A 17,285-nucleotide genomic window follows, 5' to 3' on the forward strand; every position below is an offset into this window, starting at 1 on the left:
TTTTTAGAAATTTTAGAAGCATAATTTTAAATATTTACCAAACAAAAAGCCGGAGTGTTAATCTATAATCTCCGGCTTTTTGTTTGTACCAAATTACTTATTTATTACGCATCTGAAAATTTGCGATCAATGAGGCGGAGTAATTTGTTAAGGTGCTCTTCTTTACGCGTCCAGTTATAACGGCTAGCTAAATCTTGCGTCACAAAGTTTTTGGCGCTGGCAGCATCTTCAAATTTGTCAAGCACTTGAATGGCCTGATAATACTCAATGTTCTCTCCGTTAAAGAGTTCATTTATAAAGCTAAACCGCTGGTTTATAGAAATAGAATCTTTCAGCGATTCAATTTTTTTACTCATCTGGTTATTGGCAATACTAGGCGCCTCGGGCTTTACCAACTTTTCGTTTAAAGTAGGAGCCGATCGATCCGCTTTATACCGTTCGTTTAAATTATTTTCTTTCACCCCGTTAAGTGGAGCAGTAGTTGTTGGCGTTACCGGCGCAGATGTCGGACTTGCCGGTACTGCCGGCGGCGGTTGAGGCGTAAATCTCTCCGGTGAAATAGTTAATTCGTCGACGGTACGGGTAGTAGAGGGAACTGGCGGTGCTGGAACAGGATGCAGGATGTCTTCGTGTTTTATCGGAAGTAAAGCATTGAATTCAGTAATTACCGGTTCTATCTTAGTTCTTTCCGTAGCTCGGCTTTCTACGTATTCCCGAAATTTAGTTCCTATAGATTCCTTACTAAGCGCACCTACCGGTAAGGTAGAGATAAATTCCCGAACTAACTCTTTATCTATACTTAAATACTTTACCTGGGCCTGGAGTGAGGCAGCTGATAAATCATCCGAACCTTGCAGAAACTTTTGCTCAAAGGTGCTAACCGGGTCTAGTACCCAAAGAAAAGTATCGGCAATGGCTTTCGTCAGTAAAGGTTCAAAGTGAGGTCGCCGGATGAGTATTTTGCGCGATAGTATATTCATAAACTGCACCAAGGCTTCTTTCACTTCTTCGCTTTCAAAATCGAAATAAGGGCTCTTCAGGTTAGCCATTTCGTTGTTCCATTGATGCAGAAGTTCTTTTATCAGAAACAAATTAATTTGTTTCACGGGAGCAAAATGAATGAGTTGCTGACCGTTAATGGTATCCGAGCTACTAAAGTAATGATCGGATAATACTTTTGCTAACTGACGACTGTACCGCTCTATGCTTATTTGATTATATTTGTCTTTCATGACGACAACTAGACTTATTGGCTGGTAAAGATAAAAAGAATGCCGATACTAAGGATACAAAACTTGTTTAACCGGGTTATAAACGTTGCAGCCGGACAGACAATTTTACAAGCAATTCTGGCAGCCGGTATTGATTGGATGCACGCTTGTGGCGCGAAAGGCCGTTGTACTACCTGCCGGATAATAATTACCGAAGGACAAGCTTATTTTACTGCTTTAAGTACCGCTGAACAAAAGTTTCGTGACCAAGGACGACTGAAAGAGAACGAACGATTATTATGCCAATGTATGCTGCCCAACGGCGAAGTAAGTGGTTATATACCCGAGCAAACTAAATTTCCGCACGTAATCTATTCAAAATAAAGCAGTAGTCTGTTTACAATTTAAATTTATTTACCGGAGTTTTTCATAATTTATATTTTAAAAAGTGTTTATAGAGCCACGAGTTGGAGTAAAACATAACCAAAAGCGCGGGTGGATTGAAGTAATTTGCGGGGCCATGTTTTCGGGAAAGACCGAAGAATTAATTCGCCGGCTAAACCGGGCCAAAATTGCCCGCCAACAAATTGAAATTTTTAAACCAGCTTTGGATACCCGTTATCACCTGGAAGATATAGTATCGCATAATACTACAGCTATCCGTTCTACTCCGGTAAACTTTGCTCACGATATGTTGCTGCTTGGCAGTAGCTGCGACGTAGTAGGTATTGACGAAGCGCAGTTTTTTGATGAAGGTTTAATTGAAGTATGCGATATCTTAGCTAATCGCGGCATCCGGGTAATTGCGGCTGGTCTGGATATGGATTATTTAGGAAAACCCTTCGGACCAATGCCGGCCTTAATGGCTGTTGCGGAATACGTAACCAAAGTACACGCCGTATGTGTGTGCTGCGGCGATATTGCGTCGTATTCCTTCCGGGTAGCTGTTTCGGACGAAAGAATTTTGCTCGGCGAAACTGACTTATACCAGGCCCGTTGCCGTAATTGCTTCCTGGAAGGAATGAAGCAAGAGGCCGAGAAGTAGTTTGTATTTAATTATCTTACTATTTTTAGAGCTTAAGTTTACATTGTTTGCTGGAAAACTTATTAGCCAAGTAGGTAATAATTCCTTGCAGAATAACTATTTCTTTTAAACCTACTTCTTATAACCTCCAACCTAAAACTTAAAACCTTGAAATGTGGGTAAAATACAATCCGAATTGGCTAGTGAATTTATTGCAGGAACAATTACCAGATAAAACTGACATAATAGAAGCTGTGCAGCAATGTACCCGGGGCGTTTGGGAGAAAAAAAACTACATTTATTTTGTAAGTCCTAAAAATGCAGATTTACCGGGTGCCGAGTGGCAGTTTAAAGAAAATTTAATTTTGGATGATCCAGACCGCGGAATGATAGTGGTAGATATCTTAAAAGATGGCCGGGTGGGTGGTATTCAGTTCGAAAGTTTAGTTGATTAAGCATGCGTAATTTATTCCGTGAATAATAGTATATTCAGCAGAAGAACAAAGAATAAATTTTGTGAGTAGCAGGTTCCTGGTAAACCGGGTATTTATAGTAAGTATTTTAGGGTTGGTGCTCGGTTGGTTTGAAACCGGGCACGTTTGGGCGCAGCAAGGCACTTTGGGTATTGGTCAGTGGCAGGTGCATGTACCCTATAATCGTGCTAAAGCTATTGCCGAAGTGGAGGGTATCATTTACTGCGCTACGGAAGATGGTTTTTTCTTATTCGATCCGGCGTTTAATCAAATAAAAACGCTTTCTAAATCCGACGGTTTTCATAATATTAACGTAAGTACATTAGCCTACGATGCCGCTTCAAAAACGCTGGTTATTGCCTACGAAGATACTCACCTGGATTTGCTCCGAAATGGTGAGCTAATCGCCCTCACTGATATAGCCCGTAAGAACATTTCCGGCGCAAAAACAATCCATCAGATTTATTTCCGCGACAAATATGCGTATTTGGCTACTACTTTTGGGGTGGTAGTAGTAGACCTCGACAAGCTGGAAATCAAAGAAACTTATAGTAATCTGGGACCAAGTGGGCAAGTTTTAGATGTTTATGCCAGCACTACTCTGAACGATAGCATTTACTTAGCTACCTCCAACGGTTTAATGGCGGCCTCTTTAACTGGCCCTAACTTACTCGATTACAAAAGCTGGCGTACTTTCGGTCCAGAATCTGGTTTGCCCGCGGCAGTTATTGGTAAAACTATTGCCACTTTTTCTCAAAGTATATACGCCGGCTCAAATCAAAACCGGGTTTATAAATTTACTGGAAAAAACTGGGTACCCACGGCAGTGGACTTGACCAACACGGAAGCTTTCCAGTTAAGCTCAACCGCCAACCATTTACTTATCTCCAGTCAGAATAATGTAGTTCTGCTAGATGCAGCCGATAAGGTACAAATTTACGATGATCCCTTATTAGAACAACCGCGGGCGGCCCTGCAAAGTAATGATCAAAGCTTTTGGGTAGCGGATTACAGTCGGGGGTTGATTCATCTGGAAAATAATACTTATTCTGCTATCGTGCCCGCCGGTCCATTCTCCAGTCAAGCTTTTAGTGTTTATTCCGATAACGCTGCTACGATTGTACTGGAAGGTGGTTATAATCAGTCGTACGAACAACGGGGTGCCAAAGCAGGGTTTTATGAATATGCCAGCGGAAAATGGACAAATTACACCAGTTGGCTACAAACTGATCCTGCTCAATTTCCGGCCATCACTGATTTAACTCGAGCGGTACGCAATCCGGTCAACCAAAAATTATATATCGGTTCTTACGGCGGTGGTCTTCTGGAATGGACTGGTTTGGGACAATTTAAAGTTTATGATCCTACCAATAGTCCCTTAATAACCTCCTTGCCTAATAATAACAATTTTACCCGCGTACCCGATGTTGCTGCCGATGCCAATGGAAATATTTGGGTTCTTAATCGTAATCAGTTACCTAACTTGCCGGGTTTACACGTGTTAAAACCAGATAATACTTGGCAGTCGTTTTCATTCCCCGGCTTTCCGGATGGCAGTAACCTGGAGCGTATTGTACTAGATGATGTGAATTTTAAATGGATGGCGCTTAGTAAAAACGGCACGAGTGCCAAAGGCTTAGTTGTTTTTGATGAAGTAGCTAATACGTTTAAACATTTAACTCCGGCTAATGCCAATTTGCCGGGCTTAGAAGTTTATAGTCTGGCCAAAGATAGAGATGGCGCCGTTTGGGTAGGCACTAACAACGGGTTGGCCGTATTTGATGATCCTTCCCAGGCTTTTAGTGCTGATTTTATAGCTACTCAACCTATTATTAATGGGCGACCTGTTTTAGAGGGGCAAGTAGTGCGGGCTATCGCAATAGACGGAGGCAACCGAAAATGGATAGGTACGGATGCCGGATTATGGCTTTTTAACGAAGAGGGCGATAAGTTATTAGTGAACTTTACTAATGAAAATAGTCCTTTGCTATCCAATAAAATTACGGATATTAGTATAAACCAGAAGTCCGGCGAAGTATTTATCGCTACCGAGGCTGGTTTGGTTAGTTTCCGGGGAACGGCTACCGTTACCGAAGACAAACCTAGCTGCGCCACTGTTTTCCCTAATCCGGTACGCCCCGAGTACGACGGTTTAGTTGCTATTTCGGATTTACCTAACAATGCGCACGTAAAAATAACCGATGTTGCGGGTCACCTGGTTTATGAAACCCAAGCTGCTGGTGGTACGGTAGCCTGGAATACGCGCGATGGGCAAGGTCGCCGCGTTAAAACCGGCGTATATTTGGTTTTTAGTTCCACGCCCGATGGGAGCCAAAGCTGCGTAAGTAAAGTAGCGGTGGTGGAATAGTTGCAAATTTCAGGTTACAAGTTGCAAGTTGTTTTCATGGTTTTAAAGTTAGAAGGTTGTAAGGTTAGAAAGTTTACTTTTCATTTTGATTAAGGTACTATTTTCACTGGTACTGTTTACTTTAGCAGATTTGTAGATGTATTAACTTTCATTTTTACTTCTGAGAAGGAAGAACGACATGACCATTATTTAAATAAATCTTCTTGCCTATTGTATACGTTTAACTCATAACTTTAAACGTATAACTCTTAACTCCCCAAGCATTGCTGGTAAAAACGCGCGGTATTGTTTTAAATTTTATAAAGTTTCGGGAAACCTCCATTATCACCCGGATTTATACTGAACAATTAGGTTTGCAAAATTATATTGTAAATAGCGTACGCAAGAAAGGTCCCGGCGCTCGAATTGCTTTGTTTCAGCCGTTAACTTTATTGGATATGGTGGTGTATACTTCTCCCCGGGGAGGGCTTACCCGAATATCAGAGTATAAATGTAGTTATCCCTTTACCAGTATTCCGTTCAATACTCGAAAGAGCAGTATTGTTTTGTTTTTGTCGGAAATATTAACTTATACTATCCAGGAAGAAGAAGAGAACTTACCCTTATTTGGTTTTTTGTACGATTCTATTGTTTATTTCGATTGCCAAGAGCAGGGTTTTAGTAATTTTCATTTGTTCTTTCTGTTACAATTAGCGCATTATTTAGGTTTTGGCCCTACTTCCGGCGCCGATATTACTTCGCAAGTTGCTTTTTCGGTTGGTACCGCAACACAAAGCCGTGGTTCGGTGTTACACTTCCAGATGTTCGAAGCGTATTTTGATGCTTTATTGCAGAGTTCGGAAGAGGTTTTTATGAACAGTAAAGTCCGGAAAGAACTACTTCTGATATTAATCCGGTATTATCAATTGCACGTAGAAAAGCTCGGCGAAATTAAATCCTTACAAGTACTCTCCGAAGTTTTGTCGGATTAAATTTACCTGCAAGCAAAATAAGCAGGTTTTAATTTTACTTAAATAACTACCTCTGGGGCATTACTTTACTTAAGTGAATTATTTAATTATTATCTAAACAAAAAGCGCCACCTGTTATCAGGTGGCGCTTTTTGTTTAGATAATTGTTTGATTAAGTCTTAACCTACTTTACTTCTAAAATAGTCATATCGAACACTAAAACAGTTCCACCCGGAATGGTTGAAGTGCCATATTGTCCGTAGGCTAAATGCGAAGGAACTATTAAGGTAGCCTTTTCCTGGTTACTCATCAGGAGGGCGCCCTCATCCCAACCCTTAATTACCTGGCCAGCTCCTACGGTAAAAGTAAGTGGAATGCCCGTATCATACGATGATTCGAACTTTTGACCATTTAGGAACTTACCTATGTAATGCATCTTCACCAAATCGCCTTTTTGTACTTTAACTCCCGTGCCGGCTTGTTGCGGCAAATAATATAAACCAGTAGTTGTTTTGGTAAAGTTTGTGATTTTATTAGCGGTCAAATATTCCTGAATATACAAGTCATCCGCTTCACGTTGCTGCCGGTTGTATTTTTCGTATGGATCTTCGCTCTTACAGCCCAAAAAGGAAAGCAGCACCAAGAAATAGATAATGGTAAATCCAGGAATTTTAAAAGTTCGGAACATAAAGGCTTATTTATTTTACTTCCCGTAATTCAATGTCAAATATCAATACGCTGTTGGCTGGTATTTTCTCTTGAGCCTGATCTCCGTAAGCTAATCCCGAAGGTAAATAGAACAAAGTGCGTTCTCCTACCCGCATCAGCGAAACACCTTCCTGGTAGCCAGAAAGAATATTAGCTCGGCCCAACTGAAAGGTTAAGGGTTCAGCCACCGTTTTACCAGGTCGTGGTTCACGGGAAGTGTCCAGAGTATCGCCTTGTAAATTGGTTAGTATATAATCCGTTACTACCGTTTTGCCTACAGTTGGACTATCGCCGGTACCCGGTGTTTGAGTAACGTAAAACAAACCGGATTTATAAGGCGAGCGTTTGAAAATGGTTATACCCTTAGTAGTAAAATATTCTTTTATTTTAACCGTATCAAGAGCTAATTGCTTGTTATACGCTTCCTCTCTACGACGAGCTTCATCTTCCAGTTCATCATTGTCATTACAACCGTAGAACGTGGTTAAACTTAGAAAAAAGAAGATGGCGGTTAATAATCGGTTACCTGTAACCGTAGTTAAAATAGTTTTTAGGTTCATAAGTGTACTTAAATTGTTGTTAAAAATAGGACTTAAATCTCCGAGCTTTTATTCAGATAAAGGTTACATTCGAAACGATGAGGCAACATGTTTATTGCAAATTACCTTTTTACTTCGATTGCTATCTTTTGACTTTCAACTGTTTCGGAATCAGTATCTTACACTATCCTACTTAATCGAACAATTATTTAACGTCTACTAGTTCAACATCAAAGCGAAGTACTGCATTTGCCGGAATTGCGCCCTGTGCCTGCGGTCCGTAGCCCATAGTAGAAGGTACAATTAAGGTACATTTTGCCCCTTTGTTTAATAAAGCAATACCTTCGTCCCAGCCCCGAATGACTTGTTGCTGGCCTAATGTAAATTGAAAAGGCTTACCCCCCAACTGCGGATTATCCGAAGAGTCGAATACTTTACCATCCAGCAAGGTGCCTTTGTACTTAACCGAAACTGTTTGGCCCGCTTTTGCCGGTGCACCGGAACCCGGTTGGTTTACTACGTAATATAAACCGGAAGCCGTTTTCTGCGCTTTTAAACCTTCTTTCTGAACGTATTCCTGGATAATTTGCTCATCTTTTTTATTTTGCTTCTCCATGAATTCCATCATCATTTTTTGCTGATCCATCATGGCTTCCTGCTGCGATTGTACTTTTTGGGCCAATACGTGGAAAGTTAATTTGGATCCTTTTTTAATAAAAGGAGGCATGGGCTGCTGAAAAGTTTTGGCAAATAAAGAATCGGCACTAATCCGGAAAACCGCACTATCACCTGCCCGTACCAACGAGAAAGCATCTTCTAACCCACCTTTAAAGGTAGGTTTCATGATAGGAATCTGAACCGGAAAACCGTTTTTATGGGTATCGAATAATAAAGTATCCTTGCCGGCTTTGGTTTGCGTGAAATACTTCATTTGCATGGTAAGTACTTGTCCTTCTTTGGGTTTACCCACGGTATCGTTTTTAGAAGGCGCATTTTTTGCTTCGAATTTACCACTTTTATCCTTAGCAAATAATTTGTAATCTACTCCGTTATCGGCTTTTTTAAAATCTACTGAATTATTGTTACAAGCCTGTAACAAACAAAACCCCGCGAACACGGGTACGAAAAATCTACTCTTTTTTAACATTTTAAATGAAGGTTACGAATTAATTATCTTTTGTTAGTTGATCTTTATACTCAGGTAATGTTTTTAAAAATTTAGCTACTGTTTCAGGGAGAGAATCGTAGGATATACCCCCGGCAGCATTGCGATGGCCGCCTCCTTGAAAATGTTTACGCGCAAAATCGTTCACGGAAAAATCGCCCACCGACCGAAATGACATTTTAACAGCGTTGTTGCGATCAATGATTAAAGCCGCAAAAACTACTCCTTCAATCGATAAAGCAAAATTTACCAGGCCCTCCGTATCACCCGTTTTAGAATCATATTTTTTCAATTCGTCGGCGGTAATGGCAATGTAAGCCGTCCGAAATTCCCGGAGTACGGTTAGCTTATCTTTGAGCACGTAGCCCAAAAAGCGCAAACGCGTCTCGGTATGACTATCGTAAATAAGCCGGTGAATATTGGAAGTATTTACCCCTACGTGCAACAATTCGGCAATAATTAGGTGCACATTACGCGAGGTGCTCGGATGCCGGAAAGATCCCGTATCCGTCATAATACCGGCGTATAAACATTCCCCAATATGAACATCAATCAAAGACTGGTCCCCTAAATCGCGGATTAACTCAAATACCAGCTCGGCAGTAGCCGCGGCATTAGTATCAGAGAAGCAAATCTGAGCAAAATTTTCGGGTTCCAGGTGGTGGTCAACGAGTACTTTGGTGCCTGGGGCTTCCCTTACATAGGGTCCCATTTCGTTAATGCGGCTCAATGAAGAAAAATCAAGACAAAAAATAACATTCGCCTGGTTTATCAATTTTTGAACAAGTTCGTCGTTTACGGCCGGATCGTACGTAATTACCTCGTTATTACCGTTCATCCAGTTAAGAAAATCCGGGTAATCAGAGGGCGTAACTACGGTAACGACGTGGCCTTTCTTTTTAAGGTAACCTGCTAAACCCAGCGAAGAACCTAGTGCATCCGCATCAGGTTTATGGTGAGTGGTGATCAGAATCTCTTTTGGTTCCTGAAGCAGTTCCTTTAGAGCAGTAATTTGTTGCATTCTTAGCTTAAAAGCTCCTTTTTAAAAATTAGGTGCAAGACACAAAATTCGGTATAAAATAATTTAAAACAAAACATTAATTATCAAGCCCCAAACACTGGGTAAATAACGTTTAAACCAGGTAATTATTAGTATAATATTGCCGAAGTCTGTTAATTTTGCGCCGGCTTGTTGGGTTGCCGGTTGCAAAGCGGTTGAAAAGTTGGAAGGTTGAAAAGTTTTAAGGTTGTAAATAATTAGGTTTTAAAACAATCCAGCAATTCAGCAATAAACTAAACTGTGGTCCGTGGACTATGGTCTATCGGCTATTAACTTTTTAAAATATATTATCTATGGTCTATCGACCATGGACTGTGGACTAAAATAAATATACATGGCTACTAACCAAACATTTACAATGATTAAGCCGGATGCGGTGCAAGACAACCACATTGGCGCTATTACTCAAATGATCGAAGCGGATGGTTTCCGGATTGTGTCTTTGAAAAAAACCAGATTAACTTTAGAGCGAGCGGGTCAATTTTACGCCGTGCACAAAGACCGTCCGTTCTATAAAGACTTAGTGGCTTATATGAGTTCGGGCCCGATTGTCGCTATGATTTTAGAGAAAGAAAACGCCGTAGCTGATTTTCGTAAGTTAATTGGAGCTACTAATCCGGCTCAGGCCGAGGAGGGAACCATCCGGAAAAAGTTTGCCAAATCCGTGGAAGCCAACGCGGTACACGGTTCTGACTCGGATGAAAATGCCCAAATTGAGGGAGATTTCTTTTTTGCGGTCGATGAACGTTTCTAAATCACAGATTAATTGGATTTCGCAGATTATGCGGATTATACTTTGCATCACAGATTAGTTATCCGAAAGAATGAAGCAAAGAGTGTAGAAGATTTCTTGTTCTTATAAAAAGGTTAACTTAATCAGTTAGCCTTTTTTTGGTTAATAGATATACCCTCTGCCATCATAACTACTATTCCAAATTATAATCTGCTAATCCGTTTAATCCGCGATTTAGAAACTTTATTTAGTAGATAATTCAGGCTCTAACTCCGGCTTAACATGGGTGCCAAACACCCTGGCTACCCAACGCGGCAAAAAAACAGATCCTAAAATTAAATAAAGGTAATACGTAACCATACGATAGAGTAACACAATTACAGTCGTAAAACTACCCAGCCATTTGCCGAAAAAAGTGGGAAAGGCAATTTCAGCAAAACCCGCCCCGCCCGGTGTAACAGCTACTAGTAGCACCACTTTGTAAATCAGGTTACGCGAAAATATAAGCATGTGATCCTGAAAACCAATATCTGTGAATGCCGCAATAAGACAATTAATAACATAATAGCGGGCTGTCCAGACGAAGATAGTAGATAAACAGGCCCGGACCCAATAACTAAGCGAATGGCCTTTCAGCTGACGGGAAGCCCATACTAATTCGGTGCCGTGCATATATGCCGCGGGACGCCACTTTTTCAAAAATCCAACGCCCGTTACCCGCAAAAATAAGCGTTTTACAGCTTTAGGATTACGAAATAGGGCATACCACATTAGCAAAGCGTAAAAAGCTATAAGTAGGTAACTAATAATAAAAGCTATTTCTAATCCGGCTTTAAAGGAATCTGGCAGAGCCTCTACATCCGGAAAAATATCGCTTTGCGTGGCAAACAAAACAATGGGTACCGCTAACAGAAAGAACAGATTGTCGAGCATGGCGGTAACCATTACATAGGCCAGGGATTTACCTAACGGGATTCCTTCCTTATTAATAATAAAAGCTGCTACAGTAGAACCACCCGCAACGGATGGCAGCACGCAAGAAGCAAACTCCCAAAGCATGATCACATCCAGGCTCTTTCGCCAGGAAAGTACTTTTTCGGTGATGTGCCGGATACGGTAAATGTAACCCGCATCACGCACTACCAGCACTAATATGGTCATAACCAGCCAAAAAGGTTTGGCATTTTTTAAATTTTGCAAATCGGTGAGGTCATTGTTCCGGTAAAACATGTAGCCAATCACCACTAATCCAATAAATACCGGAATCAGGATTCGCTTCGTCGAAAAGTTTTCCAGTAATTTTTTTCTATTCAGATCCATTAGTAGAAGCTACCTGTAAAGATTCCTCAAAAGCTTTAATCCGGAAATTATTAAAGCCTTCGTCAATAATTACACTTATTACTTGTAATTGCAGCATATCCAGAATAGCCAGGAAATTAAAAATAATTCCAATTTTATCCGGATAAGCCGTTATAAGTTCCGTAAAAGTAATAGAACCGGCTGCCTGTAATTTGGTTTGAATAAAATCACGTTGCTGCTCAATGGTATACGGATACGTATAAACCGTGTGTTTGGGCCTATCTTGTTCTTCCTCGTAGCGGTTAATGGCTTTCTCAAAAACCCGCATGAGTTTATACAAACTTAAATCCTGAAGTTCATAATCGAGTTTACTTTTTTTAGCAACCAGTTGTAATTCATCCTCAATATTTCCTCGGCCTTCCTGCAACAAGCGCCTTTCTTCCATTACGGCCAAATCCCCGATTACAGCTTTATATTTCTTATACTCGAGTAAATGCTGTACCAATTCTTTACGCGGATCTATGTCGTTACCCTGTTCATCTTTTTCCAGGCGGGGTAGTAACATTTTAGCTTTAATACGCATCAGTGTTGCGGCGGTTAAAATAAATTCGCTGGCTACATCCATATTTAACTTTTCGAGCCGGGCAATGTAGGCCATGAAATCATTCGTGATTTTATAAATGGGAATATCATGAATATCCAGTTCATCGCGCTCAATAAAAAAAAGCAGTAAATCAAAAGGACCCTCAAATAATGATAATTTTATCTCGAAACTCACGCCTTAAATAAGAATTAGCTGTTTTTAAATTAGTTGCAAAATTAAGTAAAATACGAAGTATGCCATTATTCTGCCATTAATGATTTGTAAAGGTTTTAATACCGCTAATGGATTAAACCTTTGTACATGTATTATTTTAAAATAATATTATACTAGCACTTATCATCTTTAAAACAACCGGAAACAGGTAAAATAAAGATGTCAGTTTAAATAGATAGATCTGTTTAATCAGAGCATTTCACTGCTATAAAAACTTGCTAGATGTTGTCTAACATAACGTAAATAAAAAAACCGGAGGTATACTTCCGGTTTTTTTATTAAGAAGGAAAGTTTCACTAAAAATTAACCAACCCGAAAATTTCTGTTATGCGCAAAGTTTAATTTTATAAAGTACGTTTTACTTCTCGTTCTTCGTACGCTTCAATGATATCTCCCTGCTGAATATCGTTAAAGTTTTTGATGCTGATACCACATTCGAAACCTTGCCGAACCTCAGATACATCGTCTTTAAAGCGTTTTAAAGCCTGAATTTCACCGGAGTAAACTACTATCCCTTCGCGTACCAACCGTACCCGGCTGTTGCGGGTAATAGTGCCGTCGGTAACCATACAACCGGCAATTGTACCTACTTTTGTAATCCGGAATACTTCGCGTACTTCTACGTTTGCTATTACTACTTCCTGCATCGTAGGCGCTAACATACCTTCCATGGCATCTTTTAACTCGTTAATAGCATTGTAGATGATAGAGTACAGGCGAATATCAATTTGTTCCTGCTCCGCTAATCTACGCGCGTTTGCCGATGGACGTACCTGGAAACCAATAATAATAGCATCCGAAGCCGAAGCCAGCAACACATCTGATTCTGAAATCTGACCTACTCCTTTCGCCAGGATATTAACCTGAACTTCGTTGGTTGAAAGTTTCAGTAAGGAGTCGGAAAGAGCTTCTACCGAACCATCCACATCGCCTTTCACGATTACGTTCAATTCTTTAAACGAGCCAATAGCTAAACGGCGGCCAATTTCATCCAGAGTAATATGTTTCTTGGTCCGCAGGCTTTGTTCCCGTTGCAACTGCTGGCGGCTCGAAGCAATTTCACGTGCCTCCCGTTCCGTATCGTACACAACAAATTTATCACCGGCTTGTGGTGCACCATCTAAGCCCAGTACCTGTACGGGAGTAGACGGACCAGCAACTTTCATTTTCTTGCCCCGGTGATCGGTCATGGCTCGAACACGGCCATAATGGGAACCGGCAAGCATAACATCTCCTACGTGCAGCGTTCCGGTTTGCACCACAACAGTGGTAACATAACCGCGTCCTTTATCCAGAGAAGCTTCAATAACAGTACCCACTGCGTTCCGGTCCGGATTTGCTTTTAATTCTAGTAATTCCGCTTCGAGCAATACTTTTTCCAACAAATCTGGAATACCCACCCCAGATTTAGCTGAAATTTCCTGACATTGGTATTTACCACCCCAATCTTCTACCAAAACATTAATGGCCGCCAATTGCTCCCGAATGCGGTCCGGGTTAGCAGAGGGCTTATCAATTTTATTAATGGCAATTACAATAGGAGCACCTGCTGCTTGCGCGTGATTTAATGCTTCTTTCGTTTGGGGCATTACATCATCGTCGGCCGCTACTACAATAATAACTACATCGGTTACTTTAGCTCCCCGGGCCCGCATAGCGGTAAATGCCTCGTGACCAGGAGTATCTAAGAAAGTAATGCGTTTACCCGTATCGGTTAATACATCGTAGGCCCCAATGTGCTGGGTAATACCTCCTGCCTCGCCAGCCGTAACTTTAGAATTACGGATATAATCTAGTAAGGAAGTTTTACCGTGGTCAACGTGACCCATAATGGTTACAATAGGAGCCCGGTCTACTAAATCTTCTGCCTCATCCTCTTCTTCTACAACTACCTCTTCTTCCTCAGCCGATAAAAACTCTACATCGTACCCAAACTCATCCGAAATGATAGTAATTGCTTCGGCATCTAAGCGCTGGTTAATGGAAACAAACATCCCCAACGACATACAAACTTTAATAACATCGTTGACGGATACGTTCATAAGAGAAGCCAAATCGTTAGCCGAAATAAATTCGGTTAGTTTTAATGTTTTAGCTTCTGATTGCTCCTGTTGTCTTCTTTCTTCGGTAGCATCCGCAATAGCAGAACGTTTCTCCCGGCGATATTTTGCCCGGTTTGCATTGGTGTTTTTATTGCCACTTAAGCGAGCCAGGGTAGCTTTAATCTGATCTTGAATTTGTTTATCCGATACTTCTGGCTTTGGTCCGGCAATTATGGGTGGCCGGTTTTGGGCACCTGAGCCAGTTGGTCGATTATTATTAGGCCGGTTATTACCTGGTTGATTCGAACGGGGCTGGCTAAAATCTTTGCGCTCTCCCCGGGTTACAACCGGACGGTCAGAAGTATCCGGTGCGGCTGCATTATTTTGCACAATAATGCGTTTCCGTTTCTTCTTATTATTGTTGCCGCCGCCTACATTAGCAGAGCTAGCGCTGTGTTGATTCTGGTTATTGCTTACTGGGGCAACCGCTGGTTTGTTCCTGATTTCAGGACTGGGTTTGCCTCCTTTTTTACGCGGAAAATCTTTGGGTAATTCAATTTTACCTAAAACAGTAAGGCCTTTTAAAGTATCCGCCCGGGCCGGTATAATCTTTTCTATTTCTTCGTCTTGGTTATTAAAATCTTCGTCGTCGGTACTATCGGTTTCATCTGTATCTGCTTCTTCCTCTTCCGACTCTTCTGCTACATTGGCAGCTACCGGAGCAATTGGAGCAGGCACTTCAACTATCGGTTGCAGCTCTGGTTGCCGGCTAACCGTTACAATCGGCGCTTCCACGACCTCTTCTAAAACAGGTTGTTTTTCTGTTAAAGTGGGTTGCATTTCGGCAACGGGCTGGGTTATTGGCGCTTCTACTTCAGGAGTTGGAATTGCTTCTGGCTGAGACACTTCGGCTACTACCGGTACCGGCGGCTCAGAAACCACCTGAATAGGTTTTTCTTCTACAACTACAGGTGCAGGTTCCGCAACTGCAACCGCCGGTTCTACTGGCTTTGGTGTTGTTACAGTTGGTCGAGGGTTATTTAAATTTATATTACCTAATACTTTAAGACCTGGTAACTTTACGCCGGTTTCAATTGGCGCGTCTTTAGGCGCTTCCGGTTTTTTAATTTCCGGTAAAGTGGGAGTAGGTTTAGGTGCCGGATTGGGTTTGGCAAATATATTTGGATCCGGTTTTTTTATCTCAGGCACTTCTGGTTGAGCAGGAACACCAGATGGCTTTTTGCTAATATTTAATTTTTCAGCTTCAATTTTAGCCTGAACCGACGATTCAAATGCACTCATCAGCACCTCGAACTGCTTCGATGTTATTTTTGAAGTAGGTTTGTTTTCGATATCAAAACCTTTTGCCGCCAGAAAGTCTACCACCGTAGACGTACTGATGTTTAAGGTTGTTGCTACCTGTTTAAGCCTCATCGTTTTTTCTTCTGCCATTCTCTAAATATGCTGTCTTTTTAATAGGTTACTGGTAATCGGTTGAATCGCCGGAATTTGTGCGCTAAATTAGTTTAAAAAAGCGTTTCTCTATTCAAATTTCGCGTAATAAAAAATATTATTCAACTGTTACTAAATAAGTATAACAAATAAATAACTGTTGTTCGTTCCTCTTAATAGGTACCAAGTTTAACTGTTGTCGGTATCAAATTCCTGGCGAATAACAGCTAGTAAATCATCTACCGTTTCTTCTTCCAATTCGGTGCGGCGTACTAAATCTTCGCGGGTAACAGCTAATACGCTTTTCGCGGTGTCTAAACCAATTCGCTTCAATTCTTCAATAACCCAACCTTCAATTTCATCGGAGAATTCGTCGAGCGAAATATCTTCTTCGTATTCTTCCTGCTCCCGGAACACATCAATTTCCAAACCTACCAAACGACTAGCGAGCTTAATGTTTTGTCCGCCTTTTCCGATTGCCAATGATACCTGATCTGGTTTCAGGAAAACTGATGCTCTGCCTTCTTCTTCGTTGATGCGGATACTGCTGATTTTAGCCGGGCTCAGGGAACGCTGGATATACAGCTCCAGATTATCGGTATAATTTATTACATCAATGTTTTCGTTTTCCAGTTCCCGCACAATGGAATGAATCCGGGATCCTTTCATTCCTACGCAGGCCCCAACCGGATCAATACGGTCATCATACGACTCTACGGCTACTTTGGCCCGCTCGCCGGGTTCGCGCACAATATTTTTTATTACAATTAAGCCGTCGTAAATTTCTGGTACTTCGTTTTCGAACAAGCGCTCTAAAAAGGCCGGAGCCGTACGCGATAAAATAATTTTAGGCGTGCCGTTATGAATCTCTACCCGGTGCACCACTGCCCGTACTACATCGCCTTTGCGGTAGCGGTCTTTAGGTATTTGTTCTGATTTCGGAATAATTAATTCGTTATCGTCCTGGTCCACGAGCATTACCTCGCGGTTCCAAACCTGGTATACTTCGCCGGAAATAATTTCCCCTACCAAATCTTTGTATTTCTGGTACATTAAATCTTTTTCCAGGTCTTTTACCCGTTGAATTAAGGTTTGACGAGCCGTTAAAACCGCCCGGCGACCAAAATCCTCTAATTTTATTTCTTCCGATACTTCTTCGCCTACTTCAAAATCTGGTTCTATTTTTTGGGCATCCGACAAAGCAATTTTGTCGTGGTCCCAGATATCTTCCGAATTATCATCGACAATTTCGCGGTTACGCCAGATTTCCAAATCGCCTTTCTCCACGTTCAGGATAATATCGAAATTTTCATCCGTTCCCCATCTCTTACGAATCATGGTCCGAAATACGTCTTCCAGAATTCGCATCATAGTAGGTCGGTCGATATTCTTGAACTTGGCAAACTCCGCAAATGATTCTATCAGGACTGAACTGTTCATTTTT

At 41.3% G+C, this 17,285-nt stretch carries 15 protein-coding genes; 6 read left to right on the forward strand and 9 right to left on the reverse strand.

The window, feature by feature from the left end:
- Positions 1–104: 104 nt before the first annotated feature.
- Positions 105–1,232 (reverse strand): hypothetical protein, encoded by a 1,128-nt coding sequence (locus AHMF7605_RS25160; RefSeq protein WP_106932717.1) that lies wholly within the window; start codon positions 1,230–1,232, stop codon positions 105–107.
- A 39-nt stretch (positions 1,233–1,271) separates the two neighbouring features.
- Here AHMF7605_RS25160 and AHMF7605_RS25165 point away from each other — a divergent pair, with 39 nt between their 5' ends.
- From AHMF7605_RS25165 to recO, 5 genes are all read left to right on the forward strand, one after another.
- Positions 1,272–1,595, forward strand: a complete 324-nt coding sequence (locus AHMF7605_RS25165) for a 2Fe-2S iron-sulfur cluster-binding protein (RefSeq protein WP_106932718.1) — start codon at positions 1,272–1,274, stop codon at positions 1,593–1,595.
- A gap of 64 nt (positions 1,596–1,659) precedes the next feature.
- Complete coding sequence (locus tag AHMF7605_RS25170; protein ID WP_106932719.1) at positions 1,660–2,256, forward strand: thymidine kinase; 597 nt, start codon at positions 1,660–1,662, stop codon at positions 2,254–2,256.
- 152 nt (positions 2,257–2,408) lie between these two features.
- Positions 2,409–2,690 carry a hypothetical protein gene (locus tag AHMF7605_RS25175; RefSeq protein ID WP_106932720.1) on the forward strand — a complete coding sequence of 94 codons (282 nt, stop codon included), beginning with the start codon at positions 2,409–2,411 and terminating at the stop codon, positions 2,688–2,690.
- A 61-nt stretch (positions 2,691–2,751) separates the two neighbouring features.
- The gene (gene porZ / locus AHMF7605_RS25180) at positions 2,752–5,076 is read left to right on the forward strand and encodes a type IX secretion system anionic LPS delivery protein PorZ (RefSeq protein ID WP_106932721.1); all 2,325 of its coding nucleotides are present in this window, start codon (positions 2,752–2,754) and stop codon (positions 5,074–5,076) included.
- Between the two features lie 263 nt (positions 5,077–5,339).
- Positions 5,340–6,047 carry a DNA repair protein RecO gene (gene recO / locus AHMF7605_RS25185; protein ID WP_106932722.1) on the forward strand — a complete coding sequence of 236 codons (708 nt, stop codon included), beginning with the start codon at positions 5,340–5,342 and terminating at the stop codon, positions 6,045–6,047.
- Positions 6,048–6,210: 163 nt separating this feature from the next.
- Here the strand turns inward: recO and AHMF7605_RS25190 are convergent, their stop codons facing one another.
- The 4 genes from AHMF7605_RS25190 to AHMF7605_RS25205 all read right to left on the reverse strand — a co-directional run bounded on the left by AHMF7605_RS25190 (position 6,211) and on the right by AHMF7605_RS25205 (position 9,459).
- Complete coding sequence (locus AHMF7605_RS25190) at positions 6,211–6,714, reverse strand: FKBP-type peptidyl-prolyl cis-trans isomerase (protein WP_106932723.1); 504 nt, start codon at positions 6,712–6,714, stop codon at positions 6,211–6,213.
- A gap of 10 nt (positions 6,715–6,724) precedes the next feature.
- Positions 6,725–7,294, reverse strand: coding sequence for an FKBP-type peptidyl-prolyl cis-trans isomerase (locus tag AHMF7605_RS25195; RefSeq protein WP_106932724.1), 570 nt, complete (start codon positions 7,292–7,294; stop codon positions 6,725–6,727).
- Between the two features lie 184 nt (positions 7,295–7,478).
- Positions 7,479–8,420 (reverse strand): FKBP-type peptidyl-prolyl cis-trans isomerase, encoded by a 942-nt coding sequence (locus tag AHMF7605_RS25200; protein ID WP_106932725.1) that lies wholly within the window; start codon positions 8,418–8,420, stop codon positions 7,479–7,481.
- A 19-nt stretch (positions 8,421–8,439) separates the two neighbouring features.
- Positions 8,440–9,459: a DHH family phosphoesterase gene (locus tag AHMF7605_RS25205; protein WP_106932726.1), complete on the reverse strand. Its 1,020-nt coding sequence runs from the start codon at positions 9,457–9,459 to the stop codon at positions 8,440–8,442.
- A gap of 373 nt (positions 9,460–9,832) precedes the next feature.
- Here AHMF7605_RS25205 and AHMF7605_RS25210 point away from each other — a divergent pair, with 373 nt between their 5' ends.
- Entirely contained in the window at positions 9,833–10,252 is a 420-nt protein-coding gene (locus tag AHMF7605_RS25210) for a nucleoside-diphosphate kinase (RefSeq protein WP_106932727.1), read from the forward strand.
- Positions 10,253–10,474: 222 nt separating this feature from the next.
- On the opposite strand, the gene AHMF7605_RS25215 is transcribed toward AHMF7605_RS25210, so the two are convergent.
- The 4 genes from AHMF7605_RS25215 to nusA form a co-directional block, all read right to left on the reverse strand.
- Positions 10,475–11,551, reverse strand: coding sequence for a lysylphosphatidylglycerol synthase transmembrane domain-containing protein (locus AHMF7605_RS25215; protein ID WP_106932728.1), 1,077 nt, complete (start codon positions 11,549–11,551; stop codon positions 10,475–10,477).
- On the reverse strand, positions 11,538–12,308 hold the full coding sequence (locus tag AHMF7605_RS25220) for a segregation and condensation protein A (protein WP_106932729.1): 771 nt from the start codon (positions 12,306–12,308) through the stop codon (positions 11,538–11,540). Before AHMF7605_RS25220 ends, AHMF7605_RS25215 begins: the two co-directional genes overlap by 14 nt.
- A gap of 383 nt (positions 12,309–12,691) precedes the next feature.
- Complete coding sequence (infB, locus tag AHMF7605_RS25225) at positions 12,692–15,841, reverse strand: translation initiation factor IF-2 (RefSeq protein WP_106932730.1); 3,150 nt, start codon at positions 15,839–15,841, stop codon at positions 12,692–12,694.
- A 189-nt stretch (positions 15,842–16,030) separates the two neighbouring features.
- A complete protein-coding gene (nusA, locus tag AHMF7605_RS25230; protein WP_106932731.1) occupies positions 16,031–17,281 on the reverse strand; it encodes a transcription termination factor NusA in 1,251 nt (416 codons plus the stop codon).
- Between the last annotated feature and the right edge of the window lie 4 nt (positions 17,282–17,285).

The sequence above is a fragment of the Adhaeribacter arboris genome (assembly GCF_003023845.1).
Taxonomy (GTDB): domain Bacteria; phylum Bacteroidota; class Bacteroidia; order Cytophagales; family Hymenobacteraceae; genus Adhaeribacter; species Adhaeribacter arboris.

Coding starts and splice junctions, on each gene's coding strand:
- nusA (WP_106932731.1), bottom strand. CDS start 17,281: ATGAACAGTTCAGTCCTGATAGAATCATTTGCGGAGTTTGCCAAGTTC.
- AHMF7605_RS25195 (WP_106932724.1), bottom strand. CDS start 7,294: ATGAACCTAAAAACTATTTTAACTACGGTTACAGGTAACCGATTATTA.
- AHMF7605_RS25190 (WP_106932723.1), bottom strand. CDS start 6,714: ATGTTCCGAACTTTTAAAATTCCTGGATTTACCATTATCTATTTCTTG.
- AHMF7605_RS25200 (WP_106932725.1), bottom strand. CDS start 8,420: ATGTTAAAAAAGAGTAGATTTTTCGTACCCGTGTTCGCGGGGTTTTGT.
- AHMF7605_RS25210 (WP_106932727.1), top strand. CDS start 9,833: ATGGCTACTAACCAAACATTTACAATGATTAAGCCGGATGCGGTGCAA.
- AHMF7605_RS25160 (WP_106932717.1), bottom strand. CDS start 1,232: ATGAAAGACAAATATAATCAAATAAGCATAGAGCGGTACAGTCGTCAG.
- AHMF7605_RS25205 (WP_106932726.1), bottom strand. CDS start 9,459: ATGCAACAAATTACTGCTCTAAAGGAACTGCTTCAGGAACCAAAAGAG.
- AHMF7605_RS25165 (WP_106932718.1), top strand. CDS start 1,272: ATGCCGATACTAAGGATACAAAACTTGTTTAACCGGGTTATAAACGTT.
- infB (WP_106932730.1), bottom strand. CDS start 15,841: ATGGCAGAAGAAAAAACGATGAGGCTTAAACAGGTAGCAACAACCTTA.
- AHMF7605_RS25175 (WP_106932720.1), top strand. CDS start 2,409: ATGTGGGTAAAATACAATCCGAATTGGCTAGTGAATTTATTGCAGGAA.
- AHMF7605_RS25215 (WP_106932728.1), bottom strand. CDS start 11,551: ATGGATCTGAATAGAAAAAAATTACTGGAAAACTTTTCGACGAAGCGA.